The sequence below is a fragment of the Leptolyngbya sp. BL0902 genome (genome assembly GCF_016403105.1).
Lineage (GTDB): Bacteria > Cyanobacteriota > Cyanobacteriia > Phormidesmidales > Phormidesmidaceae > Nodosilinea.
This window is the reverse complement of the sequence record NZ_CP046155.1, coordinates 83383-109588: the sequence shown is the minus strand read 5'-3', so window position 1 is coordinate 109588 and position 26206 is coordinate 83383. Positions and strand designations below refer to the sequence as shown.

Below are 26206 nucleotides of genomic sequence, written 5' to 3'. Positions count from 1 at the left end.
TGAACCATGGAATCAGCCCTGTCGATGGATGCCCTTCTGGGTGGCTTAGCCCTAGCGATTTTGCTGGGCGGGCTGTGGATGTTGCTGAGCGGCGTTCGGGATATGAATCGCTAGGGCTTCACCCCTAGAGGCATAGGCTGCTGGGGCTGGGCTGGTCGGTTGAGCCAAGCTAGACCGCCCGGTGGCGTAGGCATAGGCTTTAGCTACCCCGTAGGCTAGGCTGACGGTCAGCAGCACACCAGCCACCGCCAACCGCCCCCAACCCACCACCCACAGCAGCGCCAACCCCAGGGCTACGAGGTCAATAGCAATGACACCTAGGCGGCTACGGGGGCCAGCGGGCTGGAACATGTAGCCCTCAAAGCGGCCATTGGCGAATAGGTTAAAACCCAAAAGACTGAGCAAAATGGTAATCATCCCCAGCCCCAACCAGCCCCCAGCCGCTAGGTAAAATCCCATCAGTTCACCGAGGATAGTGACGGCTAAAACCGTCATAAACCGGGTTAACTGAGGTGTTGGGGCAAATTTCCACGCTGCCAATGCCTGCTGCACATCCACCCGCGCCATGTGAGACTGCTCCATCAGCATGAGCCCTAGGGCCAGGGCCAAAAGCCGCTGGGGTAATGGGACGGGCTGAAGTCCTTGGCTTAATAAGCCTAGCCCTGCTGGCCAAAAACACAAAGCCACCCAAAGCGGCGCAGAACCCGGCGCAGAACCCATAGATGCACACCCACAGACGACACACGTTACCCGATTCAGCATACCTGCCCTAGGACGCAGCGATGCAGCCAGCGAACCAGTTCCACCACTGGCTACGCGCCCATCACTCCAGGTTGCTGGCGCTAGGATGATGTGCCAGTCGGTGGCGTTCTCTTCGACCCCAAAACAACTAAAGAGTGACCGTCATGGCCACTCTTCGTTAAGAGGTTAACTTTGCGAAAAACAACGGCTTAGTTTGTCCGTGTTTTGGCTTGATTTACTTATCTCGAAATTCCGAAAAACAAGCAATACCGAACCAATCTGAGAGATGACAAACGTAGAGGATAAGCTAACCTTGGTTGTTCGATGTCTTGACCGACATTAAGGGCGAGACATATAACTTAGCCGAAGCTTGAGCTAGTATCTCTGGGGGAACAAAACAAGATTAATGTAGGGAGTTTGCTGAACCTATCACCAGCCTGCTTTTTCTTTGGCAAATCCCTAGAAAAAGAGCGAGACTTGTATGAATATTCAGTTGTCTTTCGATAGGTTTAATCTAGCATGGCCAAAGCTTAAAAATCAGGTCATTTACGGTTCTTAATGGTCTTTCACAATCCGTGTCATGTCGATAGGAAACGAGATAATTTCTAGGTGATTTCCTCCTCCCGGCTGGGGTGGTCGTTTCAGATTACAGGCCGCATTGGGTTCGCTGTTTATCTATCGCCCGCTGAAGTTGAGGTGTTAGGCCAAGCTGGGCCGTGCTGTAGAGCCGCTCAAATTCTCGCTGGAAGTGGGCGGCAACGGTGGTATTGCGGATTACCAACAGGTTTTCGTCGTTGGTCGTGTTGGCAGCGTGGCTCCAGTTGTGAGAACCTACCATCACCACTTGGTTATCTAAAACCGCAAATTTATGGTGCAGCTTGTCGCCTTCGGCCAAGGTAGGAATGCCGACGCTGGTGATGGGAGTAGGCCACGGTTTGTTTTTGCTGTCTAGTTTGCAGCGATGATCGGGCAGGGTGAGGCCCATCATATCCAGCCCTTCGCTGTAGCTGCGGTAGGCAAAGCCGGGGTCAATCAGGGTGCGGATGGGCACCCCCCGCTGGGAGACCGTCCAGAGCTGGTTGCTGATGGGCTGCTCGGAAAAGACAAACAGCGCCAGGTTAACCTGCTGGGTGGCTTGGCTCAGGGTTTTGGCAATCAGGCCGTTCACGCTTTTGGCCCAGGGCTGGGTGGGCGACAGGGGCGAAAACTGCACTTCCACCACAGAACCGGGTACCGAGGCAAGGCGGGCCGGACGGGGTGGCTTTTGCAGCCCAAACTGGCTGTCGGGCTGGCCACCGGGGCCATCGCCCCACATCAAGGCAAATTCTGCGCCAAAGGTTTGGGCGAGGTTGGGGCTTTCGATTACCAACAGGGCGTTGGCGTTGCCCCGACTGGCCTCTGTCCCTAGATCGCCGTGGATATCGCTCATCGTCCAGTTGGCGGATCCGGTGATAACGCGTCGTCCGTCGATCACCATAAATTTGTGGTGCATTAGGCCGCTGCCCTTACTGTCGTCAGCCGTGTCGTCCAATCGGGGCACCTGGGCCTGGTCAAGGATGGTGAGGGCGTCTCGCTGGGCGATTTCGTCAGCGCTGAGGGTGCCGTCCTGGTTGAGATCCACAAAGCGATACTGCTCGTTGGCCTTGTTGCGGTCGTGCTCGTCTAAGAAGGAAAAATCGTTGGGGCGGCGCTGGGCCATGGGGGTGCTGTAGTTATTTTCGAGAATGACCCGCACCTGCACTCCCTGGGCTTGGCGTTGGGCCAGGGCGGCGGCTAGGTTGGGCAGGGTAAATTCCTGGACGGCAACGTCAATGGAGGTTTGGGCATGGTGGATGGCGTCGATCATCACCTGTTCTAAGTCGTCGCCGTAGCGGGTGATGCGGCGGTAGGGGTCGGCATAGACTGACGCCTGACTTTGGTTAAAGTACGCCTGGATGTAGGGATCCTGGGGCAGGGGCGCAAGGGTGGGTAGCTTAGCATCGCTGCGAAATTGGCTGCTGATACCCACAAACAGCAACAGTCCTAGGCCAAACAGGCCCCAGCGCCAGCGAGAAGATTTGAGTCGATGCACGGGGATAAATTGAACACGTCTGTGCTTAGCCATCCCCCGCTTACCCCCGGCCCATGCCATCCGTCCCAAAGATCCGCCAAACGGCCCCCTTCCCAACGGCGATAAGATAAAAGGGACTTTTCCCAGACCTCGCTTCAAACGTCCCTACTGACCCGGATTGCCATGTCTTTATCTGCGCCGCCCTCCCCCGTTGTCCCCTCCTTTGCCTGGGCGAAGGCACTGGCTCATCCGGCCACAGAATTTGCGCAGACTCCCCTCACCCGGTTGGCAGGCGAGATCCCGGATGGACTGCGGGGAACGCTCTACCGCAATGGCCCCGCCCGGCTGGAACGGGGCGGATGGCCCGTAGGTCACTGGTTTGATGGTGATGGGGCCATTTTGCGGGTGCAGTTTGCCGAGGGCGAGGCGCTGGCTACCTATCGCTATGTGCAGTCCGCCGGGTTCCAAGACGAAGAGGCTGCCGACCAGTACCTCTATCGCGGCTATGGCAGCTTTGCGCCCGGTTCCCTGTGGCAACGGTGGCAAAGCCAGGTTAAAAATGCCGCCAATACCTCGGTGCTGGCCCTGCCGGATCGGCTGCTGGCGCTGTGGGAAGGAGGGCTACCCCACGGGCTGAATCTGGAAACCCTGGAGACCTACGGCATCGACACCCTGGGCACCCTGCGCCCCAATGACGCCTTTTCCGCCCACCCCAAGCGCCACCCCCGCACCGGGGAGATTTTCAACGTTGGCGTCATCGCAGGTGGGCGACCCGTTCTGCAAATCTACCGCTGCGATCCGAACGGCCATGTCAAAGACACCAAACGCATCGACCTCAACGGCATTCCGCTGATCCACGACTTTGCCTTGGCCGACCGCTACCTCGTCTTCTGTGTCTCTCCGGTGCGGTTGAACCCGTTACCAGCGGTGTTTGGTCTGCAAACCTTCAGCGAAGCCCTGCAATGGCAACCCAAATGGGGCACCCAAATCATCGTCGTCGAGGCCGACAGCCTAGAGGTGCTGGCCTGGGAACAGGCGGAACCCTGGTATCAGTGGCACTTTGGCCACAGCGTCCTCCATGCCAACGACACCATTGGCCTAGACCTGGTGCGCTACGCCGACTTTGCCACCAACCAACAGCTCAAAGAAGTTGCCACAGGCCAAATCTCCACCCCCGCCGAAGCCCAGCTCTGGCACTACCACATCGACCCCCACAGCGGCAAAATTCTGGAGGAACACTGCGCTGTAGATCGTCACTGTGAGTTTCCCGTGGCCTACGCTCCCCAGGGCTGCCCCAACAACGAGCCCGCCCTCACCTACCTCAACGTCCATCGCACCACGCCCACGCCTCTGGGGGAATTTTTCGACGCCGTCGCCCAGTTCAACCCTCACACCGAAACCCTGACCCTGGCGAATCCCGGCCCTGGCTACTATCCCTCCGAGGCGATTCCGGTGCAAGACAGCCACAACCCCAGCCAGCACTGGGTGATTACCGTGGTTTACAACAGCCACGATCACCGCAGCGAAGTCTGGATCTACGACGGCAACGCCTTTGGCACGGCCCCCATTGTTCAATTCGCCCTACCAGTGGTCATTCCCCACAGCTTCCACGGCACCTGGCACGGATAGGCAAGACTAACTCTCACCCCCTCTACCCAATGATGAAAGCCATAGGACTAGCGGAGGTTTGCCACCAGCGCTCTCACGACTTCCAGCTAACAGATTCATGGCTGTTTATACAGTTATATTTTGCCGTTTCAATACATCCCTTAGACAGCTCATAGCGTCAAAGCTAACCATAATTTGATGGGAGAGTCCTGTGTTTAAATTCATCGCTTGAACGACTAGAACGGGTCTATGTTTTACAGTCTTTAAATCAGAGTTAGGAAATAAGACAAGAACGATTTCACCACGGCTATAGCTCATCGTAAATATCCATTTCAGGGCTGTCCCAGTCTTCGGCAAAGGTTTTTAGGCGAGATCGTAAATCTGCGGCCTGTTCCAGGCCAATTCCTTGTTCTTCCAAGTCAACTGGTGAGCTAGAGGCAGCGACTGACTCTGCAATGCCATCCAAAAATGTCACAATTACGCGCATCCCTTCAGAAGCTACTGGCTGCTCAAGAAGTTCTATTTTGCCGTTGCGATAAATTCCTTCAATAGCTTGAAGCATTATATCTATACTCCTTACATTGATTTCATTACTTATCTTGACCGAAAACAAAGTAAAGACAAGAACTCTGCTAACTCAACCAATCCTTCAGCTTCTTGTTGTTCAGGCATAGAAAGCTCATGTCTTTGATCCTGACGATCTAGAGGCAATTGCAAGGGATCTTGTATAGCCTGTGGTAGCTGAAATTGTGTCAGTTCTACTGTTGTCAAGTTTCAAGCATTCCATACATGACGCAGTAAGCGGACATTTTAGTCCGCGCAATATATTTGGACAGATACTGGCTAACTTCAGATTCTAAGTCTTTACTTTCAAGATCTTTATTCTTTTCAGAGAAGTGATTGATCACGACCATAGCGACAGCCTTGAAGATTTTACACAAGGAATTCTCCAAATCCTCTCTTCGTTGGTCAACGACACTACTGATAGATTGAGTTAGCTGAGTTACAGGTAAGTTCTTAATTTCTACTTCATCGTAAAGCTCAAGCAGAAAATAAACAGATAAGACGGTCAAGTAAGCTTTGTAGCCTTTCTGATCGACATAAAATCGATTAAATACCTTGCCAACTTTTTTCTCTGGTGATCCTGACGCTCCGTCCTTATCTTCTGAAGGATATTTCTGTCTCAGTTTTTCAAAGGCATTATTTGAGCAAATTATGAGTCGTGCCAGTAAGGAGTTCAACTCCTTCTTACTTTCAATAGATGAGAATTCAAGTCTAATATCGTCAAACCTAATGCTTGCATAGTCAGAAGCAAAGATGTTTCGAGGCGTGGTACTGAAGAGACCTATAAATAAATATCTCAAGTCTGACTTGAAAATTCTCTGATTTGAAATGAATGCAGCAACGCGAGGAGCAGTTTGAGATGCCTCATCATCTTCTAGTCTCACACCAATTTCAGCTAAGCTTGACTTTATAAGCTGGGGTCTGATGAAGTCAGATAACTCTAAATTGATCTTATCAATTCGATTTTGAGTGTTGGCTGTTCTTGCGATGTCTGATGATGTCTGTTCATCAGAAGTAATGACGATTTTCACGGGGACATAACAATCCTCATCTGGTTGCGCTTTGGCTATGCATATAGTTGTTTGGCAGCCATTAATAATTCCGGCATTTCGGAGTACAACCTCACCACCTTCATAAGTTAATGCATTAGCCTTAAAGGTGATACCATTATTTCTCTCAATCATTTTTGATGGATCATCATGAGCTGTTTTATAAATTTCACTATTTATATCAAACGAGGAGTCTTTTTTGCTACCTATGCCAAGAAAGTCTCGTACGTTTTCAAAAAATATCCCATTCCCACTCGTTTTATATATCTCGATTAAATCTTTGGAATTCATGATACCAACATAGACGTTATGCTTATTGGCTAACTTGTCAACAACTCTAAATCGCACCTCTTGAGGAATCGCGTATTCCTTTTGGTAGGCTTTTAGAAAATACTCGTAAAATTTTATGCCGTCTATTATCTCAAGACGACCTTCGTTGACTAGCTTTTTGTAAAATTGCAGTGATGGCCTATTCGTCTTCTCGTATAGATCAATTATTCTATCTAGCTTCCATAGCGTGACGATTACGTATTTTACTGTTTGAAGTTTGTTGTAATCGCCTTCAGGATTTTTTCTTTCATCTTCAATCTCCTTTTTATTGATTAACTCTAGTTGTTGTCCTAATTCTGTGCTGTTGTGAGAATTCAACTTCTCATCGAAATCCTTGAATTTTGAAATCACACTATCTAATTCATCCTTGCCTCTGATCTGATATTTAGATTGACAAAAGAATTCATATTGATTGCTGTCGGGAGATTTCCAGAAGATGTCTACTCCATTGTCGTGACTAGATTTCGGATTCAGATAAGACTCCAAACCAATAAAATCATCATGAGAATTTAACGTATCTTTGGCTAACTCAGCAAAATGCTTGCCTTTCTCGACATTGCTAAAATCTTTGTAAGTTTGATCAATATGTTGCTTAAAATCTATGTAATTCTCTAAGAAATCTGGTAGTTTATTCATGGACTCAAATAAATTTCTGTTTCAGCTAGTTTCTGGGAGTTGCCTTAGAGATGGGCAATAGCCCGATATCTTATCGATGGGCATTCTACGCGCACCGCAACACCTTGGGCCAAGGGACTTGAACCTGCTTCAAGTCTAACCCACGCTGAAAGGTTTTGTCGATGGGGAGTCTTTCCCCAGTCATCATAGGGTAAGTACTGCTTGGTCAATGCCTGCACTGCACCCATTTGACGGCAAATGCTAGAATTAACCAGGAAATCAAAATAAAGGCTGGCACTAGATGGTTTTTAGTGATGTGGTTGAAGTGATTAAAAGTCTCTCCACCGATGAAAAGCTTGAACTTCAGCTATTGCTGCAACAATACCTCCGCGAAGAGCACCGTGATGAAATGCTGGCCAACTTCGAGAGTGCCCAAGCAGAGCAGCAAAGTGGTGAACTAACCTTTTCCTCTGACATCAATGCATTAAGACAGTTAATTGAGGACTAATCTGTGGAAGTCAGCTTTAGTTCTTCCTTCAAACGCGCCTTCAAAAAACGCATCAAAGGAAATGTAGAGCTAGAAGCCAAGTTCTGGCAAAAACTAGAGCAGTTTACAGTAGATCCCTATGATCCGAGCTTAAAAACACACAAGTTGTCGGGCAAACTGAAGGAATTTTGGAGCTTTAGCGTAGACTACGACGCACGAGTACTCTTCTACTTTACAGAAGACAATAAAGCTATTTTTGTCGATATCGGTAGCCATGATGAAGTGTACTGAACTCAACTTGTAGCGATCAATTCAACCACTGATACATCCCGCCAATCAGAACGCTCTTTCTAAGTCTGCTGGCGAGGGTTGGAAATCACATGGCCTCACGCGCACCGTAGCACCTTGGGCCAGGGGGCGTCCACCTGCTTCAACTCTAGCCCACGCTGAAAGATTTCGTCGATGGGCAGCATTTCCCCGGTGGTGGTCATAAATTGGTGGTCGGCGGTGGCGCGGAGGGTGGTGCCGTCGTCGAGGTGGTATTCAAACACTTCTTGCTGGCCGCGAGGGTGCCATTGGGCGATGGGTTGGGTATAGACAAAGCCGTGATCATCGACGCTGAAGACGTTGCAGGGGATGCGTTTTTCCACAATTTCGCCGATGGTGAGGGGGCCGTATTCGACGGTGAGCAGTTCGGTGTCGGCGCTGAGGCAATATTCTGCGAACTTCACCATTTGATCCCAGAGTTCTTCGGCGGTTTTCTTGGCCACGCCGCGTTCTACCGCACCGCCGACAAAGTTTTCCTGGTGCTTCAACATTTCGGACATTTTCTTTTTACCCATGGCCCGCCGCAGCAGGTCGGCTTGGCCGAGGGAGTAGCCGCCCATGTCTTGGGCGATTTTCATGATCTGTTCTTGGTAGACCATGATGCCGTAGGTTTCGCTGAGGATGGGTTTGAGAATTTCATCAGCGAAGTCGATTTTTTCGCGCCCGTGTTTGCGGTCGATAAATTTAGGAATTAGTCCGGCATCCAGTGGCCCCGGTCGGTAGAGGGCGAGGACGGAGGAAATGTCTTCTAGACCGGAGGGTTTGAGGTCGCGAACGATCTGGCGCATCCCGGAAGATTCGAGTTGGAAGACACCGCCGAGGTCGCCCTTTTCTAATAGCTTAAAGGTAGCGGGATCGTCCATCGGCAGGTCGTCGGGATCGATTTTGATGCCGTGGGTAGACTCAATTAGATCCAGGGTTTTTTGGATCATGGTGAGGTTTCTGAGGCCCAAAAAGTCCATTTTTAGGAGGCCCAGGGCTTCCACATCTTCCATGTAGTATTGGGTGATCACCTGGCCGTCGTTGTTGCGTTGCAGGGGCACAATTTCGTCCAGGGGATCTTTGGAAATCACCACCCCAGCGGCGTGCATTCCGAAGGTTTTGTTGGTGCCTTCGATGCGCAGGGCCATATCAATCCAGCGGCGGGTTTGGGGATCTTTGTCGTATTTTTCCTTGAACTCCGGGGCGGGGGTGTCGTCGGAGATCATCACCTTCAGTTTGGTGGGCTTGCCCCGTGCCACGGGGATCAGCTTCGCCATCCGGTCGGATTCGGCGTAGGGAATATCCAGCACCCGCGCCACGTCCTTTAGCACCGCCTTGGAGGTCATGCGGTTGAAGGTGATGATTTGCGCCACCCGGTCTTCGCCATAGCGGCGGGTGACGTACTGGATCACTTCTTCCCGGCGGTCGATACAAAAGTCGGTGTCAATATCCGGCATCGACTTACGTTCGGGGTTCAAAAATCGCTCGAACAGCAGGCCGTGGTGGATGGGGTCGATGTTGGTGATGCCCATGGCGTAGGCCACTAGGGAACCCGCCGCCGAACCGCGCCCTGGGCCAACGGGGATGTTGTTGTCGCGGGCAAAGCGGATGTAGTCCCACACCACCAGGAAGTAGGTGGGGAAGCCCATCTGGATCATCATCTCGATTTCGTATTCGAGGCGATCCTTGTAGTCCTGGGAAATGGCGTCGTAGCTGGTGGCTTTCATGCGCTTCACCAACCCTTCCCGCGCCACATGGGCCATGTAGGCTCCGGCATCCTCGTTAAATTCGGGCGGAATGGGGAAGTCGGGGATGCGGGGCTGGCCGAGGATTCCGGTGTATTCCTCCACCTTGTCCGCCACTTCGAGGGTGGTGGCGATGGCCTCTTCGATCACCTCCGGCTCTAGGTGGTCGCGGAACAGCAGGCGCATTTCGTCGGCGGATTTGAGGTATTCCGTGCCGCTGTAGCGCAGGCGCTTGTCCTCCGTCAGCAGCTTGCCCGTTTGGATGCAGAGCAGCGCGTCGTGGGCCTCCACATCATTGCAAGAAATATAGTGGGAGTCGTTGGTGCAGATAATTTTGATGTCCAACTCCCGCGCAATGTTCAGGATTTCCACGTTCACCACCCGGTCTTCAGGGGAGCCGTGATCCTGAAGTTCCAGGTAATAATCTTCGCCAAACAAATCCTTGTACCACTGGGCCACCCGCCGCGCCACATCGGGCCGCTTTTGCAAAATCGCCTGGGGCACTTCTCCACCTAAACAAGCGCTGGTGACAATCAGCCCCTCGCGATACTGCTCCAGCAGTTCCTTATTAATGCAAGGCCGCGAAAAAATCCCCTTGCCCTGAACGCCCTGGAGGTGGGAGATCGTCGTCAGCTTGACGAGATTCTTATAGCCCTGGGTATTTTTGGCCAACACCACCTGGTGATAGCGAGGGCGACGCTGCTGTTGGGTGATGTCGCCGTTGATGATGTACATCTCGTTGCCGATGATCGGCTTCACGTCCGAGCCCTTGCAGACCTTGATTAGCTCAATTGCGCCATACATCACCCCGTGGTCGGTGAGGGCGATGGCGGGCATCCCCAATTCCTTGGCCCGCTCCACCAGTTGCGGTAACTGGCTGGCCCCGTCGAGCAGGCTGTAGGCACTATGGATGTGGAGACCGACGAAGGACATGGCAGGATTAATTAGTTAGTACTATTTTACTGCTTTGCCGTCCTGATCCCTAAATCAGAGATATCCCAAAGCAGTCTCACTGCCCCTAAGGGTAGCGGATTTAGAGGGCTACATCTAGCGAATAATCCATAACTCTAGAATCGGCTTACTCTAGATACAGCGTCCACCGGATTTTAGGATTTTGCCCAATACTCGCTAACAATGGGCCAGAATGGCGGCAATTTCCCCATTAAACGCCTCCGGTTCTACCAGGTGGGGCCAGTGGTTGCCGGGAAGGGTCTGGGTCTGCAAATTTGTCAAATAGCGATAGTAGGGCCGCGTTTGCCACGCCATGCGGTTCAGTCCGCCCTGGGGCAGCAGCAAATGGGTGGGTACGGGTAGGGATTCGGTCAGTCCGGCGCGGTTGAGGATGTCTTCAAAGACGCCGTTGCGGGCGGCGAGGGCAAATTTGCTGCCCCAGATATTTTTTGTATTGATATTTCGCTTTAATCTAGCAATTCATGTGAACATTGAAATCTTCAGTACAAACACTGATGTAGCCCAAGCATTATTCCTGTCATCTTGGGTTATAGCTTGCGTAAAAATTACCAATCAGTAAAAGATCCTTGCTTTACGCAGAGCATTTTTCCTTGATAAACGTTGAGATTGAAAACTTTTTTAACTTTTCTTGAATTTACATTTAAAGCCGTGCAGGAATATATGCTTCTAGTCCTCTGAGATGACTGCAAGCCTCGCTGTATCTAGGCATTAGATTAGCTTATCACCATGTATTTAGAAGCGTCCTTTACCTGAGTGCTATTTGCCTGTTGACTAGCACGTATTTACCTGGAGATTGATCATGTATTTGGATCCGCTTGCTGAAAGCCAGTCTACCTTTTCGACAAACTCTTTCTCTGTTGGAGACGGTTCAACCTTGTATGAAGGATTGGATTTGCATTCCAATTCACATTTTAATACCTCTCTCTTGAAATCTTCTAGCGGCTTATTAGATAGTGAATTCGCATCGGTGTCTTTGAGTAATTCCTCTGTATTTTTATCTAGCACATCGACTAGCTATATTACACTTCATAATCTTATCAATGCAGCACTTGAGGAAAGCAATATTGACTTAGATTATGCATTTCAAAGAAGCTTATCTCAGGCATCCGTGGTAGTTCGCGACTATCTTACAGGAATAACTTCAAATGATGAATTTGATAGAATTTTTGGGGTAGCCTTTAGAAGTAACTATAATCAACAGGCTGCAGATTTTATTTATCAAGATTTCTCTCGAGAAGACTTTGGCAGTCTTCCACTAGTTAGCATCGCTTCATCAAGCGCCTTAAATGGTGCTGAGGGAGTCTATGTGGCCCAAGATGACAGCATCTTTTTGTCTGACCAGTTAGTTTCAAGTGGCGATATTCAGGCCATTGCAGCGGTCATCTTGGAGGAGATTGGCCATGCTATTGATAACAGAATTAACTCTGTAGATTCTCCTGGAGATGAAGGATATATTTTCTCAGCACTTGTGCAAGGTAAGGCTCTCTCCAGCGATGAGTTAGCTTGGTTGAAACAAGAAGACGATCAAGCTTGGCTTGAATATAACGGCCAAATGGTGCTGGTTGAACAGTCTTTACCAACCGTGACCTTGAGCGTGCCCGATGCCAACGCTGCTGAAGTGAATACTGGGCAAACCCGTAATCCTGGCTCCTTTAGAGTAAGCCGGACAGGCAGTACAGCTACCGCTCTAACCGTTAATTACAATATTGGTGGAACGGCCACGAATGGTGCAGATTACAATAGGTTGTCAGGGCGGGTGGTGATCCCCATTGGAGCGTCTTCCGTCGCTATTCCAATTACTGTCACCAATGACAATTTTTACGAAGTTGCAGAAACCGTCAGAATTTCGCTAAAGCAGAATTCGGCCTACACTCTTGGCGCTAGTAGCATAGGCAGAGTCACAATAGCGGATAACGATCCTGCTCCGAGAATTCGAGATCGAGATAGCAACAACAACCTGTCTACAGCCTTTTTTATTGGTGCGTGGCAACGTAATATCCCAGGTATTAGTGGTCAAGGCTTTGTTGGTGCTGGAGACTCCGACGACTTCTATCGATTCACTTTAGGTAGTAACAGCAACATTAACCTCACCTTGAGTGGTTTGAGTCAGGGAGGTGTCTACCTAGACTTGATTCGAGATATCAATGGCAATGGGATCTACGACTCTAACGAACGCCTTTACTCTGATACGGCCTATACCTCTTACAACGGGGTGATTAATACGGCCTTGGGAACGGGTACCTATTTTGTTCGGGTGAGAAGTCCTTACACGAATATCAATACGAACTACACCTTGTCTCTGGCGGCAACGGCAACGCCCCCTACAACGCCTAGAGATCCTGGTAGCACTCTAGGAACAGCACTAAACATTGGGACACTAACGACATCTCGTAGTTTCCGGGATTTTGTTGGTGTTGTCGATTCCGACGACTTCTATCGATTCACTTTAGGCAGTAACAGCAACGTTAACCTCACCTTGAGTGGTTTGAGTCAGGGAGGTGTCTACCTAGACTTGATTCGAGATATCAATGGCAATGGGATCTACGACTCTAACGAACGCCTTTACTCTGATACGGCCTATACCTCTTACAACGGGGTGATTAATACGGCCTTGGGAACGGGTACCTATTTTGTTCGGGTGAGAAGTCCTTACACGAATATCAATACGAACTACACCTTGTCTCTGGCGGCAACGGCAACGCCCCCTACAACACCTAGAGATCCTGGTAGCACTCTAGGAACAGCACTAAACATTGGGACACTGACGACATCTCGTAGTTTCCGGGATTTTGTTGGTGTTGTCGATTCCGACGACTTCTATCGATTCACTTTAGGCAGTAACAGCAACGTTAACCTCACCTTGAGTGGTTTGAGTCAGGGAGGTGTCTACCTAGACTTGATTCGAGATATCAATGGCAATGGGATCTACGACTCTAACGAACGCCTTTACTCTGATACGGCCTATACCTCTTACAACGGGGTGATTAATACGGCCTTGGGAACGGGTACCTATTTTGTTCGGGTGAGAAGTCCTTACACGAATATCAATACGAACTACACCTTGTCATTTAGTAGGTTGGTTGCTTAGAACGAGTTGTGTGAGTTAGCGAACGTCAAGCTTCAGTCGCAAAGGCCTGGTTTTAGCGAATTGGGTAATCATCAAAACGAAAGTAGTCAGTAGAGTGATTTCTACTGACTATTTTCGTCTGTTGGTTCTTCTCCTGAGGTAACTCTTGACTAGGATGTCCCAGAATGGCGGCAATTTCCCCATTAAACGCCTCCGGTTCTACCAGGTGGGGCCAGTGGTTGCCGGGAAGGGTCTGGGTCTGCAAATTCGTCAAATAGCGATAGTAGGGCCGAGTTTGCCACGCCATGCGGTTCAATCCGCCCTGGGGCAGCAGCAAATGGGTGGGAACGGCTAGGGATTCGGTCAGTCCGGCGCGGTTGAGGATGTCTTCAAAGACACCGTTGCGGGCGGCGAGGGCAAACTTGCTGCCCCAGGTACCATCGGGCTTTTCTTCCATGGCGGCATCAAAAACGGCCTGTTGTAGGGGGCTCCAGCCTCGGTATTGCTTTAGGGTTTGGGCCAGGGCGGCGGCGGATGCTCGGTTCGGAAATGGCCCCATCACCTTGAGGAAGGGCAGGGTGCGGTAGAAAATGGGCAGGGTGGGCCGAAACAACTTCGGCAGGGTGTTCACAAAGAAGGGATCCACCAAAATCAACTGCTTTACCCGATGGGGAGACTGCTTGGCCCACAGCAGCGCCAGTTTCGCCGCCCAGGAGTGGGCGATCACCGTAACGGGTTCCGTTAGCAGCGCATCGGCAAAGGCTTCCAAATCCCTCACGAATTCCAGGGCATCGTAGGCGGCGGGATCGTTAGGTTTGCCGCTGTCGCCGTGGCCGCGCAGGTCGGGGGCCAAACAGCGGTATGTGGGGGCCAAACGTTCCGCCAAACTCTGCCACACCAGGCCATGATCCGCCAAGCCGTGAAGCATCAGCACGGATTCGCCACTCCCCCACTCTAGGTAGGACAAAGCTGCGGGAGTGCGCGTTAAAAGATGGCGGTGCATGGGCGTGATTTGAGGCAACTCGTAGGGGTCTTTCAGTGGATGTTTTTCACTATGCCACTGCTGTGGTGGCGCGGCATAATCGCTATGGCTCCTGGCATCTAGAACAGACATAGCACCGTCGCCCGCTGAGCATCAGCTTTTCGATGGAGGTGCCGCAGCGATGGCAAGGTTTGCTTTGGCGACCAAAGACCCAATGGCGATAGTCGCGTCGTCGCTGGCCTTGGGCCTTCAGTTGCTCGGCGAGGGCGAGGTCGTTGGTAATGCCGCGATGGCGGTAGGATTGCTGGGGCAGGGCGAGGGCCGCTGTGGCAAAGGCGTCGATTTGTGCGGGGCTACAATCCATGGGGCGCTGGTTGGGGTGGATGCCCGCTACATAGAGAATTTCGCTCCGCAGATAGTTGCCAATGCCGCCGAGAAATCCCTGATCCAGCAGCAACCCTGCAAAGCGACGGCGACGAAAGGCCACATCCAGAGCGCGGGCCGCAATCTGATCCGGGGTAATGGTCGTGTCTAGGGTGTCGGGGCCAAGCTTGGCGATGTAGGGATGGTGGGGCACTTGGTCGAGGGGCAGCACCTCAATATCTGAGGCGCTGTAGAGCAAGGCCCATTTTAGTTCGGTGTGGATGGCAAACCGCAACTGGCGACCCGTGGGCGGTGCGGCGTTGGGTTTGCAGATCACCCATTTTCCATAGAGCTGGTTGTGGCTGTAGACGCCGAATCCGTTGTCGAAGGCCGTAATCAGCGCCTTACCATAGGGCGTAACCTGGGTGATGGTGCCGCCAATGAGTTGATCTTCGTAGGGTTTGAGGTGATCGAAGGCAAAGAACACATCCTGGGCACGGTTTCCAGCGATGGCGCGGTGGATTTTGTCGGCGGCGCGGCGAATTTCGGGGCCTTCGGGCATGACTGTCCTTCCCATCGAAGTCAAACAATCAGTACAGTATTGTCCATGCTGCTATGGTGCGCTACCCCTGTTTGGCCTTAACACGATGGTTCACTACCTTTACCTCCACGGCTTCGCCTCCGGCCCCCAGTCCTACAAAGCCCAAGTCTTTAGGGCGCGATTTGAGGCGTTGGGCCTGTCCCTCACCATCCCCGACCTGAATCAGGGGGGCTTTGCTAACCTCACCCTCAGCCGCCAAATCCAGCAAGCCCGTGAGCTTATCCTGGCCCAGGCTCAACCTACGGTGATTATCGGCTCCAGTTTTGGTGGACTGACGGCGGCTTGGTTGGCCGATCAACCCGACCTTCAACCCCGCATCGACAAGCTCGTCTTGCTGGCCCCGGCTTTTCAGTTTGCCGCGCAGTGGTTGCCTCGGCTGGGAGCAACGGCCCTAGCGGAATGGCAGCAGCAGGGGGTGTGGTCGGTCTATCACTATGCCGACCAGGAGGATCGCCCCTTGAACTACAACTTCGTGGCGGATCTTCAGCGCTACGACGAGGCCACGCTCCAGGCCCAAATCCCCACGCTGATCTGTCACGGTCTAGCCGATGAGGTGATTTCCATCGACGCTAGCCATGCCTATGTTGCCCAACGCCCCTGGGGAACCCTGCTGGAATTCGCCAGCGACCACACCCTCGGCAACGTGGAGGACGACATATGGCAGGCTATGAGCCACTTTCTAGGGCTCACTTCCGGGCGCTAGCCCTCAGCGGCCCAGCCCTGAGGATGGCGGCGCGGAACCCGGAGGCGGAAGCCCCTGGGACGACGAAAAGTGAGCTATCGCCGCCATCGGCAGGGTCAAAGTCATCAAGGCAATGACGATGCCGAGCAGATTGGAGAAAATACTAGGAGGTTCCCCCGGAGGGGTGTCAGGTTGACTGGCAGAATCCATGCAATTTTAGGACTGAAATCAGCAAAGCGGGCTTGGTTGACCGAGGGGGTCACGCAACGGGAAAACCCGTCAGCCCATCCGTTATCTCGCCGCAAAACCTTCTATCAGACCATCTTAGACATCACACCACAATAAACAGTTCCCCAGGTCACAAAGCCGCCAACGTTAGCTATGAATTGCTGACACGCCATGGTCATGCTGATGGGTACCCATCTAACGCGGCCTTACGCTGACGATCCATCACCGACCATCTCGGAGAATGCCTTGCGGCATCCGCTGAGGGAGACCATGCAGAATCACCATCGTGCAACACGGGAAAACTTGGCGAATGGCGAACCATTTACCTAGGCTTATAGTCTATCATTCCCCGCTAGTCGTCGGCAGGGCAAAATCGTTACAAAGATTACCGAATCTGAGTGTGGATGTCTGGGCTGGCACGAGCCACCTCTCTAATGCCGGAGGGCGATACCCTGCTCCCATGCACAGCCTCAAGTAGGCCTAAGGTATCTCCTGCCGCCACCGCCGAGGGTGGATATCATCTGCTAAACCAGCTTCGGAGGTTGATTTCGCCCTGCATTTGGTCAAGGCTGGCTTGGTTTTCGGCGGCGGTTTGGTAGTACCACTGGCAGTAGGCTTCAAACTGCTGTCGATATTCCACCTCTAGCCGAAAGTCTTGGGCGGCTTGGTGAAGGATCAAATACTCCGTGACCTCCTGGGATGGCTCTAGGGATCGGGGGCGAAGGTATTCAAAGAACATCGCGGCAAGGGGGTGGGGTGGCGGGGGCCAAATAGCCCTGGGGGTATCATAGCCTGAGCATCAGAAACCCCTTTGGGCGGCTGAAGCGGTAGAGCACGGTCTTGGCCTTCCTCGCCGACTGGTGGCCCCTGCTGGATGCGGCGGCTTCTTGTTGGCTGACCTAATTGCGCTAGGGATGTCTATTTGGGTTGAACCATTGAGGGTTTGCGCCTAGGACAAGGCCGAGGATCCTAAATAGGCGGCTATGGCCAAACAGCCCCACCCCACCATCAACGCTAGGCCACCCAGGGGGGCGACGGCTCCTAGAATGCCGATTCCTGAAAGGCTGAGGGCATAGAGACTGCCGGAAAAAATGACGGTGCCGATCACCAAGGCCCAACCGCCTGCCGTTAGCCAGGTTGCTTGGCCCAGGGAGGTTGTGAGGGCTAGGGCCACGATCCCCAGGGCAAGGGCATGGTACATCTGGTAGCGCACTCCGGTTTCAAAGACCTCCAGCAGGCGGGGGGTAAGCTGGGGTCGCAGGGCATGGGTAGCAAAGGCTCCGGCAGCGACGGCGGTGCCCCCTAATAGGGCGGCAAGGGCAAAAAAGAGACGTTCTGAGGACATAGCAACGCAGGTAGGCAAGGAGAGTAGGCCGCTTTCGGCAACGGTTCAGCGATTGGTGAGGCCGATTGATCCTAGCGTAGCGGCCTGAAGGGTTACTCTAGGGGTGCTGGCTCGGCATAATAAACAGAGTTTTCCGTCGCAGTTGTAGTAGGTCTATCGAGTAGGTACTCCCACCATGGCAGATTCATCATCTCCGTTGCCCCCAGAGGACAAGTTAGCGGACACTCCGACCCCAGCCGCCGACCCAGCGGAAGGCAGCACCGCCCGTCAATTGTTGGGTATGAAGGGGGCGAAGTCGGGCGAGACGTCGATTTGGAAGATTCGGCTGCAACTGATGAAGCCGATTACCTGGATTCCGCTGATTTGGGGCGTGGTATGTGGCGCAGCCTCTGGCGGTGAGTATCGCTGGACCCTGGAATGCGTGCTGATTGCGGCGGCCTGTATGCTGATGTCGGGGCCGCTGCTGACGGGCTATACCCAAACCCTCAACGACTTCTACGACCGCGAAATTGATGCCATCAACGAGCCCTATCGTCCCATTCCCTCCGGGGCCATTTCGGTGCCCCAGGTGGCGACCCAAATTGTGGTGCTGCTGCTGGCCGGAATTGGCGTGGCCTTTGGGCTAGATCGCTGGGCAGGACACGATTTCCCCACCATCACTGCCCTGGCTATTGGCGGATCCTTTGTGTCCTATATTTATTCTGCGCCGCCGCTAAAGCTGAAGCAAAACGGCTGGCTGGGCAACTATGCCCTAGGGGCCAGCTACATCGCGCTGCCCTGGTGGGCGGGCCATGCGTTGTTTGGGGCGCTGACCTGGAAGATTGTGGTGCTGACCCTGTTCTACAGTTTGGCGGGGCTGGGCATTGCCGTGGTTAACGACTTCAAAAGCGTGGAAGGGGATCGCCAGATGGGCCTAAAATCCCTGCCTGTGATGTTTGGGGTCAGCACCGCCGCCTGGATTTGCGTGCTGATGATCGACATTTTCCAGGGGGGAGTAGCGGCCTACCTGATGGCCATTCACCAAAATCTCTACGCCGTTTTGCTGATCCTGCTGATCATTCCCCAAATCACCTTCCAGGATATGTATTTCCTGCGGGATCCCCTCAAAAACGACGTGAAATACCAGGCCAGCGCCCAGCCCTTTTTGGTGTTGGGGATGTTGGTTACAGGGCTGGCCCTAGGCCACGCTGGGATCTAAACCGTCCTAGGACATCCTTGCGGGGGTGGGGTGAGGGCTAACCCAGGGTCAAGATTTCCTGGGGGTTCCGCCGACCGTCGGATCCTCACCTTCCTCCCCCCGCCCTTGAAGAAATGCCAGAAACCCCCTAAAGTGCTTGTTAGTTTTGTCCGCTGTGGGTGGGTTAGGGCAGCCCACGACCAGAAAGCTATGGTATAGAATGCCGGAAATACACCAGATTAAAGGCTTGGGTGGTCTGGGTATGAGGCTGGGTTCGGTGTTGACGTGGTAGAGGGCCGCAGGACAATGACGCAATCTTGGTTGAATCGGCTGTTTTCCCACCAGGGCCAAGTTCCCCAGGAGGCATCCCCCCACTATGCCCAAACGCTGCCGCCCCAGCCGCGTCCGAGGCCCAGCGCCACGGAGCCCGCAACCCCCGATCCCGATCCCCCACCGCGCTTTCGGCGGCCTCGGCTGCGAGATCTGACCCTGCCCGTCATCATGGTGGTAGTGGCGGTGACGGTGGGCGGTGCAACCCGCACCTATCGCCTAGTGCAGACGACCTGGGATAACCTACCGAACTCGGAGGAGGCGCTGACCTACCAGCGAGACGGTACCATCACCATGATCTCGGCGGATGGTGTGATTCTGCAAAAGCTTGGCCCCGCCTCCCGCGAAACCAGTAGCTACGAGGCGATCCCGGAGCATGTGATCGCGGCCTTCGTGGCCTCAGAGGATCAGCGCTTCTACGACCATCGCGGGGTTGATTACCTGGGCATTACCCGCGCCGCCTGGGCCAACCTGCGGCGGGGCAATGTGGTCGAGGGAGCTAGCACCATTACGCAACAGTTGGCTCGTATCGTCTACCTCAGCCAAGAGCGCAGTGTGCAGCGCAAGGCCCGCGAAATCTTGATGGCCCACAAGCTAGAGCAAGATCTCACCAAAGCCCAGATCATGGAGCGCTACCTGAACTTGGTGTACCTGGGTTCTGGGGCCTATGGGGTGGCCGACGCCGCCTGGATCTACTTTGGCAAACCCCTAGAGCAGTTGACTGTAGCCGAGGCCGCTATGATTGCTGGGATGGCCCCCGCGCCCAGCCGCTTTTCCCCCGGGGTCAATCCGGCGGCGGCCCAGGCCCAGCGGGATCGGGTGATTCGACGCATGTTAGCCACCGGGGCGATCACCCCCACCGAGGCCGAAACGGCCCTTGCCGACGACATTGCGGTCACGCCCAATCAGCCTAAATTTCTCTTCAGCGAGTTTCCCTACTTCACGATTTACATCGAGAAGCAATTAGAGCAACTGCTCACCCCCGAACAACTGGCGGCGGGGGGGCTGACGGTGGAAACTACCCTCAACGTGAGTTGGCAGCGCAAGGCTGAAGCCACCGTTGAGCAGGCTATCGAGCGCTACAGCAGTTGGCAAGGCATCGAGCAGGTCGCCCTAGTGGCCGTAGACCCCCGCAATGGCGAAATCAAGGCCATGGTGGGCGGCAACGACTTTAACGAAAGCCAGTTTAACCGCGTTACCCAGGCCCAGCGCCAGCCCGGTTCCACCTTCAAAACCTTTGTCTATGCCACGGCCATTGCGGGGGGCATGTCTCCCTACAAGACCTATACCGACGCCCGCTACGTGGTGGATGGCTACGAGCCCAAAAACTACGGCGGCACCTTCAGCGGCGACGTTGACCTGCTGAGGGCGCTGCGCAACTCCATCAACATCGTGGCTGTAAAACTGCTAGTGGATGTGGGCTTTGACCCGGTGATCCAGATGGCCCAGCGGATGGGCATTGAGTCGCCCCTGTTGGGTACGTACTCCTTGGCCCTTGGGGCGTCGGAGGTGAACCTGCTGGAACTGACCAGCGCCTATGGCACCTTGGCGAATAAAGGTCGCCATGTGCCAGCCCACGGCATTCGGCGGGTACTGAATAGCCAGGGTGAAGTGCTCTATGCTACCGATGCAGCCCAACGAGCCGCCCAGGCCGTGGATGCCGATACCGCCGCCATCATGACCTGGATGCTGCGCAGTGTGGTGGAGGGAGGCACGGGCAGCAATGCCAATATTGGTCGCCCCGTTGCCGGAAAGACGGGTACCTCCGAGCGCAACCGAGATCTCTGGTTTATTGGCTACATTCCTCAGCTCGCCACTGGGGTGTGGATGGGCAACGACGACGACAGCCCTAGCCGTGGGGCCAGCACCACCTCAGCGGCGATTTGGCGGATGTTTATGTCGCAGATTACTGAAGATATTCCGGTGGAGCAATTCCCGCAGTTGCCGCGCCTGGGGGGCCGAGAAGCTACCGTCGAGCTACAGCCTGTGAAGCCAGGTCGAGTGATTGCAGATCGCAGTCCTTCTGGGGGTGGCTCATCCAATGAAGATCAGCCCGCCCCCTCCAACCGTCGCGCTCAGCCTGCGGCCCGGTCGGAGTCCAATCGCGAAGAGGCCGATAGTGCTGCCCCCAGTCGCTCCCGCAGTGAGGGGAATAACACTCCGGCTCCGGCCCCTAGCCCCGCTTCTAACCGCCGTTCCGATCCAGCCCCCAGCGGCCAATCCCCGGCTCCTGCCCCCGCTGCTGCTCCGGCCCCTGTGGCGGCTCCGGCTCCCGCAGAATCCGTTGCTCCGGCTCCGGCTCCCGCCCCAGCGCCCGCTCCCGCTCCGGCTCCCCCTGCTCCAGTAGCGGCTCCGGCTCCGGCTCCCGCCCCACCCCCGGCTCCACCCCCCGCCCCAGTTGCTCCGGCCCCGGCTCCGGCGGCCCCACCGCCTCCCCTCAGCCCCAGCGGCGGTGGATCGAGTGACGCAGCAGACTAGGATGAGCAAAAAACGCCCCTCCCGTTGGTGAGGAGCTAGGGACGTAGCTTGGTTTCCGAAGGGTGGGCTGCGGCAGCCTGGGGATCTGCTGGGCCTGGCGGCTAATCTTGAATGTAGGGATGGCCGGACACCAACGCCTGTTCTGCCCGCATGAACTCGCGCCCTAGGTAGGCTGCGTGATCCAGATAGCTTAGGGGACAAGGCTGGTTAGGGTTTTCAAAAATGGCGATACAGATCTCTTTGGCGGTGCGTCCTGTGTAGACCTGGGTGGGGACACGCTCTACGGGGCCGCGCACGGGCAGGGGTTTTCCGGTCTCTGGATCGCAAGCAAGCCCTTTGTCGTTGATGGTGTTGGTAAAGTGCTTGGCGCAGATCAGCCCCTGGTCTAGGTCAAGATAAATCAAGAAGTACCCCTGGGGATCCAGCTCAATGTAGCGTTTGGAGAGTTGGTCGTTGAGGGCCTGAAGGGCGACAGCGTCAACGGAGGTGGCGGGAACGGCGTTAGGGCTAGACATGAAACGGCAACGGACTGGGTAAGGAATAGTCTCTTATTCTAGCCTGCCTGCCGCTAGCGCTGCCTTTCCCCCGTTTTGCCTCGCCCGTTCATGGGGATCGCGTCCCCCGCCCCCGCTTACCGATCCGGGCCTGGCGTGGCTATACTGGCGATTGGCTCATCTCAAGGTTGTGTGTATGGTGTCGCGCTGGCTTGTTTCAGGAACCCTGGGAGCGGTGGCTGCCCTGGTGGTGGTGGCTCCGGCCCAGGCGGCAACGCTGCAATACTGGTGGTTTGATGCCCAAAGCAATCAGCTGATCTTCACCACGGATGGCAGCGTCCAGCCCACTGCCCAGATGCTTGCCAACCCCACCCGCGTTGTTGTTGACCTTCCCAATACCCAATTGGGGGGCAGCACTCGTCGGCAGTCGGTGGGCGGCAATGTGCGCGAGGTACGGGCTGGCCAGTTCGATGCCCAAACCACGCGCTTGGTGATTGAATTTGCCCCAGGTTATAGCCTTGATCCCCAGGCAGTGCGGGTGCAGGGGGTGCGCCCTAACCAGTGGGTGGTGCAGCTACCAGGATCCACGACTAACGCCCCTGGCAATGCCGCCCCGCCCACGGGGGAGGCCACTCCAGCAACCATTACCCCCAGCGGCAATCAGGTGCAGGGCAATACAGGCACCGGAGCAGCGGCCACCCTGAACCGCGTCACCACCACTGGGGACGGATTTTTGCTGCACATGAGCGGCACTGCGCCCCGGCCCACCATCCGCTTTTCTGGAAATGGCCCCGATGATCAAGTAGCGGTGCTTGACCTGCCCAACACCGCCGTTGCCACCACCCTGCGCCCTAGCGACCTGCCCAACTTTCGATACAGCATCCGTACCTGGGAGGTGGTGCAGCAGGAGACCAATCCCCCCAGCACCCGCATTACCCTGCGTCTGGCTCCCGGTAGTCCGCAATGGCGAGCGTTGAGTAACTCCAGTGGCGTGGTGCTGTTGCCCCCCAGCGGCGTCCCCATTAGCTCTGTGCCCGATGAACCGCCGCCGCCCACCCCAGTTCCCCCGGTCAGTGAGGTGCGACCAACGGTTCCTGTATTGCCTCCCGGTCGGCCTGCAACGCCACCCATTCGGCCCACGACGCCCCCATCCCAAGTGACGGTGCCGCCCACCCAGCCCACGGCCCCCCCTGCTATGCCTAGCATCCCCAGTCAGCGGGTGGTGGTGGTGATCGATCCCGGTCATGGTGGACGGGATCCGGGGGCTGTCGGCATTGGCGGACTCCAGGAAAAACAGGTGATCTTCCCGATTTCCCTGCGGGTGGCCGAACTGCTGGAGCAGCAAGGGGTGGTGGTGGTGATGACCCGCCGCGAAGACATCACCCTCGATCTGCAAAGCCGCGTGGACATTGCCAATCGGGCCAGGGGCAACATTTTTGTCAGCATCCACGCCAACGCCATCAGCATGAGCCGCCCGGATGTGAACGGGGTAGAAACCTACTTTGCCTCAGAAAGTGGGCGACGGCTGGCGGCGGCGATTCAATCGAATATGCTGGCGGCCACGGGAATGCGAGATCGAGGGGTAAAGCAGGCCCGATTCTTTGTCATTCGCCATACGAATATGCCCGCTGCGTTGGTGGAAGTAGGTTTTGTCACGGGTGCCCAGGATGCCCCCCGATTAGCCGATCCCGCTTGGCGCGAAACCGCTGCCCAGGCCATCGCCCGTGGCATTTTGCAGTACATCCAGCAGGGGCTTTAGGGCCAAACGCGATACAGCCATTCGCTATCTCCGTCGGGGGAAGGTCGCATGACCAATCTGCCCCCCGCCAGACCTGGGGGGATTGTCTATGATGGGAAAAGTTTTGGGTTAGGGCGCATGAGCCATGGCCCAATGTCCTTTTTCGTCGCGCTGTGTCACGGTTTATGCGATCTGCCCTATTTCAGCCAAAGATGCCCGTCCGTCTAGCTCCCCTGGGCCGCTGGGGGGTAGGGGTCATCGCCGGGTTGAGTGTTGGCCTCTGGGGGAGCCCCGGCCCTGCGGCAGAACTGTCCTGGATCGCCCAGGCGTCCTCGTCTGCGGATTCCCTTTGTCCGGCTCCGGCCCTATCGCGGCTGGGGCGTCATCGGGTGGCGGCTGGGGAAACGCTGGAAACCATTGCCCAACGTTACGGATTGCTGAGCACCACCATCATGGGCTTCAACCCGGCGGTGCAAGGGGGACGGGTCAGCGTTGGGCAGGAGTTGGTGATTCCCCCCTACAACGGCATTCGGGTGCGGGTGAGCCCCGGCCAAACCTGGGCACAGGTGGCCCAAGCCTACGACCGTCAGGCCGACCTTTTGTTTGAGATCAATGGCTGCGTCGGCACCGTACCCACCGAAATCTTTATTCCGGGCATTAACTGGTTTCCCGGTGTCAGCACCGCAGCCAGCACCAATAATGCGCCTCAATCCCGCCCTAGCCCCCTCCAAGGCTATCCCCTGCCGGAGCGGGCCGAGGTGGTCATGAACTTTGGCTGGCAGCCCGCCCCAGATCGCGATGAGGTGGTGTTTAACACGGGGGTTGCGTTGGCGGCAACGGCAGAGACTCCCGTGCTAGCTGTGGGGTCAGGGACGGTGGCCTTTGTGGGAACGGATCCGGTCTACGGCAACCTCATTGTGGTGAACCATGCCGATGGCCTGCAAACCCGCTACGCGAACCTCACAGCTATGACGGTCGCCGTCGGCCAAACGGTGGCCCAGGGGGCCAGGTTAGGGCAAGTGGCCCCTCAAGACGAGCGCCCAGAGTCCTACCTCTTCTTTGAAGTGCGGCTCAATTCAGCCCTGGGCTGGGTGGCGCAAAATCCCCATGATCTCGTCCCGGCCATGGCTCTGCGGTAGGGCGCTACGGCTGGGTGGCGGATTCCTGAACGCTGGCTTCAATGGCGTCCAACGTGTTGAGCACCAAGCGCTTCGCCTGAAGTTCCCAGCCCCATTTTTGCACTTGAAAGGCGACATAGAAGCCGATCCCCGTGGCAATTAAATCCAGCGGTTGCTTGCCTGAAATGCCCAGCAGCAGGCCCAATCCGCCGATGCCCCAAAAAGGAAGGGCCACCGTTTGGCGGTTTTCTTCCACCAGCTCGGCTAAGAAGTTCTTGGGCAAACTGGCTTCTACCTCAGCCCGCACGGCCTTTTGTTCAGGATAGGGCACGGCAAAGCTAAACTTGCGCCGCAGTTTTTCAATTTTGCGGGCATCGGTGCTGTACTCCGTTAGCTCGTCTTCCGCCATGCGAATGAGCTGTTCTGCTTTGCTCATAAACCGTTCTCCAGGGGGCCGTTGTGTGGTTATTAATCCCTATGTTCCCACAGCCGTTCCACCCCTGACCGCAGACAGGGTTTATGATTGGCCCAAACCCATCGCCCATTACTTCCGCGAGGTCGCCATGGAACTGGATATTCTTTTGCACATTGCCATTGGCATTGGCCTCAGTGCGGCGGCGGGGTTTCGGATTTTGGTGCCGTTTTTGATGACAGGCATTGCCGCCCAGCAGGGCTACCTTACCCTGTCACCAGGGATGAGCTGGATGGCCACCACTCCAGCCATCATCGCCTTTGCGGTCGCCACGGTGATTGAAGTGCTGATTTACCTGGTGCCCGTGGTAGACAACCTGATGGACGTTGTAGAACTCCCTGCCGCCGCCATCGCCGGAACCGTGCTCACCGCCGCCGTGGTCGGGGGAGACATGAGCCCCTTTTTGCAGTGGAGCTTGGCCCTTATTGCCGGGGGTACCGTGGCCAGCGGCACCCAAGCCTTTACCGGGCTGGCGCGACTCGCCTCCACCGCAGCGGCAGGGCCAGTGGGAAATGTGGCGGTTTCCGGCACCGAATTGGCCAGTTCCACGGTGCTGTCAATCTTGGCCATCGCCACGCCCATCCTGGTGTTACTGGTGGTGATTGTCCTGTTCTTTCTCATCTTCCGGCGGCGCGGCTGGCGACGAAAACCCTATTGATGT

At 55.1% G+C, this 26206-nt stretch carries 22 protein-coding genes; 10 read left to right on the top strand and 12 right to left on the bottom strand.

Annotation, left to right across the window (positions count from 1 at the left end; all coding sequences use genetic code 11):
* Positions 1-51 precede the first annotated feature (51 nt).
* Together GFS31_RS00470 and GFS31_RS00465 are read right to left on the bottom strand one after the other, a co-directional pair.
* Positions 52-720 carry a hypothetical protein gene (locus tag GFS31_RS00470; protein ID WP_198806373.1) on the bottom strand — a complete coding sequence of 223 codons (669 nt, stop codon included), beginning with the start codon at positions 718-720 and terminating at the stop codon, positions 52-54.
* A gap of 667 nt (positions 721-1387) precedes the next feature.
* Positions 1388-2812, bottom strand: a complete 1425-nt coding sequence (locus tag GFS31_RS00465) for a phospholipase D-like domain-containing protein (RefSeq protein ID WP_225907517.1) — start codon at positions 2810-2812, stop codon at positions 1388-1390.
* A 162-nt stretch (positions 2813-2974) separates the two neighbouring features.
* Here GFS31_RS00465 and GFS31_RS00460 point away from each other — a divergent pair, with 162 nt between their 5' ends.
* On the top strand, positions 2975-4420 hold the full coding sequence (locus GFS31_RS00460) for a carotenoid oxygenase family protein (protein ID WP_198806371.1): 1446 nt from the start codon (positions 2975-2977) through the stop codon (positions 4418-4420).
* Positions 4421-4706: 286 nt separating this feature from the next.
* On the opposite strand, the gene GFS31_RS00455 is transcribed toward GFS31_RS00460, so the two are convergent.
* Both GFS31_RS00455 and GFS31_RS00450 read right to left on the bottom strand, forming a co-directional pair.
* Positions 4707-4961: a hypothetical protein gene (locus tag GFS31_RS00455; RefSeq protein WP_198806370.1), complete on the bottom strand. Its 255-nt coding sequence runs from the start codon at positions 4959-4961 to the stop codon at positions 4707-4709.
* A gap of 205 nt (positions 4962-5166) precedes the next feature.
* Positions 5167-6978, bottom strand: a complete 1812-nt coding sequence (locus GFS31_RS00450; RefSeq protein ID WP_198806369.1) for an AIPR family protein — start codon at positions 6976-6978, stop codon at positions 5167-5169.
* A gap of 280 nt (positions 6979-7258) precedes the next feature.
* On the opposite strand from GFS31_RS00450, the gene GFS31_RS00445 reads away from it, so the two are divergent.
* Both GFS31_RS00445 and GFS31_RS00440 read left to right on the top strand, forming a co-directional pair.
* Positions 7259-7465: a hypothetical protein gene (locus GFS31_RS00445; RefSeq protein ID WP_198806368.1), complete on the top strand. Its 207-nt coding sequence runs from the start codon at positions 7259-7261 to the stop codon at positions 7463-7465.
* A gap of 3 nt (positions 7466-7468) precedes the next feature.
* A complete protein-coding gene (locus GFS31_RS00440; protein WP_198806367.1) occupies positions 7469-7735 on the top strand; it encodes a type II toxin-antitoxin system YafQ family toxin in 267 nt (88 codons plus the stop codon).
* A gap of 95 nt (positions 7736-7830) precedes the next feature.
* Here GFS31_RS00440 and GFS31_RS00435 read toward each other — a convergent pair whose 3' ends face one another.
* Together GFS31_RS00435 and GFS31_RS00430 are read right to left on the bottom strand one after the other, a co-directional pair.
* Entirely contained in the window at positions 7831-10431 is a 2601-nt protein-coding gene (locus GFS31_RS00435) for a DNA polymerase III subunit alpha (protein WP_198806366.1), read from the bottom strand.
* Positions 10432-10626: 195 nt separating this feature from the next.
* A complete protein-coding gene (locus GFS31_RS00430) occupies positions 10627-10764 on the bottom strand; it encodes a hypothetical protein (protein ID WP_198806365.1) in 138 nt (45 codons plus the stop codon).
* A 505-nt stretch (positions 10765-11269) separates the two neighbouring features.
* Between GFS31_RS00430 and GFS31_RS00425 the strand changes: the two genes are divergently transcribed.
* On the top strand, positions 11270-13558 hold the full coding sequence (locus tag GFS31_RS00425; RefSeq protein WP_198806364.1) for a Calx-beta domain-containing protein: 2289 nt from the start codon (positions 11270-11272) through the stop codon (positions 13556-13558).
* 52 nt (positions 13559-13610) lie between these two features.
* Here the strand turns inward: GFS31_RS00425 and GFS31_RS00420 are convergent, their stop codons facing one another.
* Both GFS31_RS00420 and nei read right to left on the bottom strand, forming a co-directional pair.
* The gene (locus GFS31_RS00420) at positions 13611-14540 is read right to left on the bottom strand and encodes an alpha/beta fold hydrolase (protein ID WP_198806363.1); all 930 of its coding nucleotides are present in this window, start codon (positions 14538-14540) and stop codon (positions 13611-13613) included.
* 82 nt (positions 14541-14622) lie between these two features.
* On the bottom strand, positions 14623-15444 hold the full coding sequence (gene nei, locus GFS31_RS00415; RefSeq protein WP_198806362.1) for an endonuclease VIII: 822 nt from the start codon (positions 15442-15444) through the stop codon (positions 14623-14625).
* A gap of 85 nt (positions 15445-15529) precedes the next feature.
* On the opposite strand from nei, the gene GFS31_RS00410 reads away from it, so the two are divergent.
* Positions 15530-16186 (top strand): YqiA/YcfP family alpha/beta fold hydrolase, encoded by a 657-nt coding sequence (locus tag GFS31_RS00410; RefSeq protein WP_198806361.1) that lies wholly within the window; start codon positions 15530-15532, stop codon positions 16184-16186.
* A 724-nt stretch (positions 16187-16910) separates the two neighbouring features.
* On the opposite strand, the gene GFS31_RS00405 is transcribed toward GFS31_RS00410, so the two are convergent.
* Positions 16911-17132 carry a hypothetical protein gene (locus tag GFS31_RS00405; protein WP_198806360.1) on the bottom strand — a complete coding sequence of 74 codons (222 nt, stop codon included), beginning with the start codon at positions 17130-17132 and terminating at the stop codon, positions 16911-16913.
* 210 nt (positions 17133-17342) lie between these two features.
* Complete coding sequence (locus GFS31_RS00400; RefSeq protein ID WP_198806359.1) at positions 17343-17738, bottom strand: DUF423 domain-containing protein; 396 nt, start codon at positions 17736-17738, stop codon at positions 17343-17345.
* Between the two features lie 175 nt (positions 17739-17913).
* On the opposite strand from GFS31_RS00400, the gene chlG reads away from it, so the two are divergent.
* Together chlG and GFS31_RS00390 are read left to right on the top strand one after the other, a co-directional pair.
* Positions 17914-18936, top strand: coding sequence for a chlorophyll synthase ChlG (gene chlG / locus GFS31_RS00395; RefSeq protein WP_198806358.1), 1023 nt, complete (start codon positions 17914-17916; stop codon positions 18934-18936).
* A gap of 285 nt (positions 18937-19221) precedes the next feature.
* Positions 19222-21723, top strand: coding sequence for a transglycosylase domain-containing protein (locus GFS31_RS00390; protein ID WP_225907516.1), 2502 nt, complete (start codon positions 19222-19224; stop codon positions 21721-21723).
* 101 nt (positions 21724-21824) lie between these two features.
* Here the strand turns inward: GFS31_RS00390 and GFS31_RS00385 are convergent, their stop codons facing one another.
* The gene (locus tag GFS31_RS00385; RefSeq protein ID WP_198806357.1) at positions 21825-22238 is read right to left on the bottom strand and encodes a DUF4346 domain-containing protein; all 414 of its coding nucleotides are present in this window, start codon (positions 22236-22238) and stop codon (positions 21825-21827) included.
* Positions 22239-22413: 175 nt separating this feature from the next.
* On the opposite strand from GFS31_RS00385, the gene GFS31_RS21190 reads away from it, so the two are divergent.
* Together GFS31_RS21190 and GFS31_RS00375 are read left to right on the top strand one after the other, a co-directional pair.
* Complete coding sequence (locus GFS31_RS21190; RefSeq protein ID WP_198806356.1) at positions 22414-23976, top strand: N-acetylmuramoyl-L-alanine amidase; 1563 nt, start codon at positions 22414-22416, stop codon at positions 23974-23976.
* Between the two features lie 191 nt (positions 23977-24167).
* A complete protein-coding gene (locus tag GFS31_RS00375; RefSeq protein ID WP_198806355.1) occupies positions 24168-25094 on the top strand; it encodes a M23 family metallopeptidase in 927 nt (308 codons plus the stop codon).
* Positions 25095-25098: 4 nt separating this feature from the next.
* On the opposite strand, the gene GFS31_RS00370 is transcribed toward GFS31_RS00375, so the two are convergent.
* Positions 25099-25509 (bottom strand): hypothetical protein, encoded by a 411-nt coding sequence (locus GFS31_RS00370; RefSeq protein ID WP_198806354.1) that lies wholly within the window; start codon positions 25507-25509, stop codon positions 25099-25101.
* A gap of 25 nt (positions 25510-25534) precedes the next feature.
* On the opposite strand from GFS31_RS00370, the gene GFS31_RS00365 reads away from it, so the two are divergent.
* Entirely contained in the window at positions 25535-26203 is a 669-nt protein-coding gene (locus GFS31_RS00365) for a DUF4126 domain-containing protein (protein WP_225907515.1), read from the top strand.
* Positions 26204-26206: the final 3 nt, after the last annotated feature.

Coding starts and splice junctions, on each gene's coding strand:
- GFS31_RS00470 (WP_198806373.1), bottom strand. CDS start 720: ATGGGTTCTGCGCCGGGTTCTGCGCCGCTTTGGGTGGCTTTGTGTTTT.
- GFS31_RS00460 (WP_198806371.1), top strand. CDS start 2,975: ATGTCTTTATCTGCGCCGCCCTCCCCCGTTGTCCCCTCCTTTGCCTGG.
- GFS31_RS00455 (WP_198806370.1), bottom strand. CDS start 4,961: ATGCTTCAAGCTATTGAAGGAATTTATCGCAACGGCAAAATAGAACTT.
- GFS31_RS00450 (WP_198806369.1), bottom strand. CDS start 6,978: ATGAATAAACTACCAGATTTCTTAGAGAATTACATAGATTTTAAGCAA.
- GFS31_RS00445 (WP_198806368.1), top strand. CDS start 7,259: ATGGTTTTTAGTGATGTGGTTGAAGTGATTAAAAGTCTCTCCACCGAT.
- GFS31_RS00435 (WP_198806366.1), bottom strand. CDS start 10,431: ATGTCCTTCGTCGGTCTCCACATCCATAGTGCCTACAGCCTGCTCGAC.
- GFS31_RS00430 (WP_198806365.1), bottom strand. CDS start 10,764: ATGGCGTGGCAAACGCGGCCCTACTATCGCTATTTGACAAATTTGCAG.
- GFS31_RS00425 (WP_198806364.1), top strand. CDS start 11,270: ATGTATTTGGATCCGCTTGCTGAAAGCCAGTCTACCTTTTCGACAAAC.
- GFS31_RS00420 (WP_198806363.1), bottom strand. CDS start 14,540: ATGCACCGCCATCTTTTAACGCGCACTCCCGCAGCTTTGTCCTACCTA.
- nei (WP_198806362.1), bottom strand. CDS start 15,444: ATGCCCGAAGGCCCCGAAATTCGCCGCGCCGCCGACAAAATCCACCGC.
- GFS31_RS00410 (WP_198806361.1), top strand. CDS start 15,530: ATGGTTCACTACCTTTACCTCCACGGCTTCGCCTCCGGCCCCCAGTCC.
- GFS31_RS00405 (WP_198806360.1), bottom strand. CDS start 17,132: ATGTTCTTTGAATACCTTCGCCCCCGATCCCTAGAGCCATCCCAGGAG.
- GFS31_RS00400 (WP_198806359.1), bottom strand. CDS start 17,738: ATGTCCTCAGAACGTCTCTTTTTTGCCCTTGCCGCCCTATTAGGGGGC.
- chlG (WP_198806358.1), top strand. CDS start 17,914: ATGGCAGATTCATCATCTCCGTTGCCCCCAGAGGACAAGTTAGCGGAC.
- GFS31_RS00390 (WP_225907516.1), top strand. CDS start 19,222: ATGACGCAATCTTGGTTGAATCGGCTGTTTTCCCACCAGGGCCAAGTT.
- GFS31_RS00385 (WP_198806357.1), bottom strand. CDS start 22,238: ATGTCTAGCCCTAACGCCGTTCCCGCCACCTCCGTTGACGCTGTCGCC.
- GFS31_RS21190 (WP_198806356.1), top strand. CDS start 22,414: ATGGTGTCGCGCTGGCTTGTTTCAGGAACCCTGGGAGCGGTGGCTGCC.
- GFS31_RS00375 (WP_198806355.1), top strand. CDS start 24,168: ATGCCCGTCCGTCTAGCTCCCCTGGGCCGCTGGGGGGTAGGGGTCATC.
- GFS31_RS00370 (WP_198806354.1), bottom strand. CDS start 25,509: ATGAGCAAAGCAGAACAGCTCATTCGCATGGCGGAAGACGAGCTAACG.